Consider the following 3,463-nt stretch of genomic DNA (forward strand, 5'->3'; position numbering starts at 1 on the left):
ATCACCCGGCTGAAGTCTTCGGTGATCATTTCGACTTCTCCAACATTCTTATCTAAATCCAGTTCAATATCAACGTTGATTGGATCCTTTCCGGCCCGCATTCCGTGAAAAGCCAGGTTGGTGTATTCTTTAATAAGTGTATTGATATCGGTCGGTACCATTTTGCCGGAGCCGCCGCGGCTGTGCTGAAGCATCGATTTGACGATGCCGTCGGCCCGGGTACCGTGTTTGTGGATTTTGCGGAGGTTCATCTCGATGTCGTCGAGGATTTCGAGGATCAAGCCGTGGTTCGTGGCCTCATCAGACACCCCTCGCCTTCGCTCCGCTTCGGCACTCCCCTTGAGGGGAGATTTCTCTGCGCCCTCTGAAAGCTGATTGCTGAGAGCTGACAGCTCTTCCCTTGCTTCTTCCACCAACTCGATACTCAAATCCGAAAAATTATTAACAAAATTCAGCGGATTTTTGATTTCGTGAGCGATGCCGGCGGTAAGCTGACCCAAACTTGCAAGTTTTTCCTGCTGCACGAGTTGATCTTGGGCGGCAGTAAGTTTTTTAAGTGAATCTTCAAGTTCGGAATAGGCTTCCTGCAATTGCTTGGAATATTTTTTCTCTTGCTCCAATTCACGTTCGCGTGCCCGTTCGCGTTCTTTAGTAATCAGTCTTCTACGCTGGAATCGATCTACGGCAAAAATAGCTGCAACAAAAAGCAGTACATAAAGGCCATACGCCCACCAGGTTTGCCACCAGGGAGGTAGAATAAGTATGTCCATGGAAGCTTCTTCTACACTATATTCTCCTCTGCTGTCAATGGTTCGAACCCGAAACCGGTATTCACCCGGTGGAATTCTGGAGTATCGTGCACTGCGTTGAGATCGTGCGCTTACCCAATCGGTATCGAAGGGTTCCAGATGATATTGATATTGGATTTGATCAGAAGTGCTGTAGGCAAAGGCCGTATAATCGAAGGTAAAATCGTTTTGCCCGTAGGATAGCTCTAATGAGTCTTGCAAATAGACAGGGCGGTTTAATATACCGCCTTCGTCAGCGTTTACCTCCTCGTTAAATATTCGAAACCCGGTAAGAGCAATTTTTGGAGAGCGATAGGCAGGCTCCCGGATAACCGATGGATCAAAAAAAGTATATCCCCCATTACCACCAAAAAGCAGTAGTCCATCGTGTGTTTTTAGTGCAGTACTCGGAAAGAAACCAATATTTGGAAGTCCTTCCTGGGTACTAAAGTTGATAAAGGATTCTGTTTTGGGATTAAAACGAGAAATATTTCCATGGACAGGAGTTGTATATTGCCCTTCAGACGTACTAACCCAAAGGAACCCGTTATCGTCTTTAAGGATGGCGGCTACTTTGTCGGAAGGTAAGCCGTCACTTGAATTATATTTTACAGTCTGACCGGTTGAAGGATCCAAGAGATGCAGCCCATCCCCCCATGTTCCCACCCAAAGACGATTCGCTGTATCCTCAAAAAGTGAGGTTATAATTCTTCCCTGAAGAAATCTTTGTATTTTATTCTGGGTTGGACTATTGGTCTGACTTGTATCAATCTGATTTAATCCGTTCTCGGTCCCGGCCCACAGCATTCCATCATGGGCATCCCTGATGACCAAAACCCTGTTATTACTTAAGGTGGCCGGGTTATTTGTATTGTTTGTATAGTTGTTGATAATTGTTTCACTCTCAGGATCAAGATGGTAAAGGCCTGAACCAAGTGTACCAAGCCACATTTGATCATTACGATCGACAAATATGGATAAAGTATTGTAAAATTTTTGAATATTTTCTGGGTCAGCAAAGAAGTGCTCAAAGATATCTTCTGTTTTATTATACCGACTTAGTCCACCGTTTCCATAAGTAATCCAGAGGTTCCCGGTTTGATCTATTGAACTTCCAATAGTTGAATACGAAAGGAGGCTGTTGGGATCATTTTCTTCATATAGATATTGAGTAGATCTTCCAGTATTTCGATTAAGCATCTCCATCCAAGAATAATAATATGTGATCCAAATTCTATAATCAGGATCTTCTTGAAAAGCTGATACAATGAATCCGGCAAGACTCTCAGAATTTTCATCCCGAGTGATTAGTGGAAAAAAATTGGTCGATGCAAATACTCTGTGCATCCCGGACCAGGCACCCACCCAGAGGGTTCCGTCACTAGACTCATGAATGGACCAAATATTATTTTCAAGCAGGCCGCTATCAAGGGCCTCATGGTGGCTCATAGCTCCTGATTGTGGGTCGTAACGATAAATCCCTCCCCAGAGGGCTCCAATCCAAAGCATTCCCTGGTGATCTTCGTGAATAAACGTAACACCGCCGCATTGAAATCCAATACAATCTTCCGGAACCGCTGTAAAGCCATCTGAAAAAGGACGACTTAGTTTGTTTGGATCATCGGGATCAAAGAGATGTCGTGTAAAACGGCCCGTCTGGCGATCCATCGAATGAAGACCATCACCGGTTGTGCCCACCCAGAATATGCCTCGTGAATCTTCATAAATAGACATCACTTTGTTGGTGATTAGCGATGTTGAGTCGTCAGGATTATGAAGAAAGCGGGTAAACGTTTGCGACTCTGGGTTAAAGCGATTGAGGCCGCCTTCACCCTGCGGGGTTTCAGAGGGAGCCGGACTGCCGGTACCGATCCAAATTGTACCCTCAGAGTCTTCGTATAATGCACGGACCTGGTTATTGCTGAGGCTGTTCGGATTGTTGGGATCGTGAAGGTAGCGTGTAAAGGTTTCTGTAGATTTGTCAAAACGGTTTAGCCCGCCATGAGTTCCCACCCAAACAGTTCCTTGGCTGTCTTCCATGATAACCGTTACCGTGTCTTGACTCAGGCTGGTCGGCTTGCCAGCTTCGTGAATAAAATGAGTAAAGGTATTCGATTCAGGATTGAACCGGTTGAGTCCTCCGCCGAATGTACCAATCCATATCATATCATCGGATCCTACATGCAGACTCTCCACCCAGTTTTCGGATAAAGAGGTAGAATCATAAGGGTCGTGCCGGTAATGAATATACTCATCGCCATCGTAACGATAGAGGCCGTCATTTCCGCCGAACCACATAAACCCGTGCCGATCTTCCGCAACAGCGACCCCCGGTGCTTCAATCGGTTCAATTTCAACCGGCCCAAGCTCAGGGATTTTGGTCTCCAGTCCAAGCAAAAGAGCAGTATCCTCTATTTCCTGATTTACTGATTGTGCTGCCAGGTCGTTAGTAGAAAAACAAAATAAAATTGCTATCAACAGAGAATAGTAAAAGTAGTTTTTTAGTCTCATCTTTATTGTTTTATAAGTATCGCAAAAGTAGTTCCTTCACTCGGAGTGGTTTTAACATTCAGTTCTCCCCCATGTGCTTTAATAATATCATGAGTAATACTAAGACCAAGCCCCGTTCCAGACGTGCCTTTCTTCGTAGTAAAAAACGGTTGCAGAATTTTGTC

The 3,463-nt window shown here is 44.9% G+C and carries 2 protein-coding genes; both read right to left on the minus strand.

What is annotated here, in order from left to right; translation table 11 throughout:
* The coding region (locus tag L6773_RS20995; RefSeq protein WP_304622120.1) for a ligand-binding sensor domain-containing protein at positions 1-3,299 on the minus strand (3,299 nt) is incomplete at its 3' end.
* A gap of 2 nt (positions 3,300-3,301) precedes the next feature.
* Complete coding sequence (locus tag L6773_RS21875; RefSeq protein ID WP_369431608.1) at positions 3,302-3,457, minus strand: ATP-binding protein; 156 nt, start codon at positions 3,455-3,457, stop codon at positions 3,302-3,304.
* Positions 3,458-3,463: the final 6 nt, after the last annotated feature.

Source organism: Rhodohalobacter sulfatireducens, from assembly GCF_022012475.1.
Classification (GTDB): domain Bacteria; phylum Bacteroidota; class Rhodothermia; order Balneolales; family Balneolaceae; genus Rhodohalobacter; species Rhodohalobacter sulfatireducens.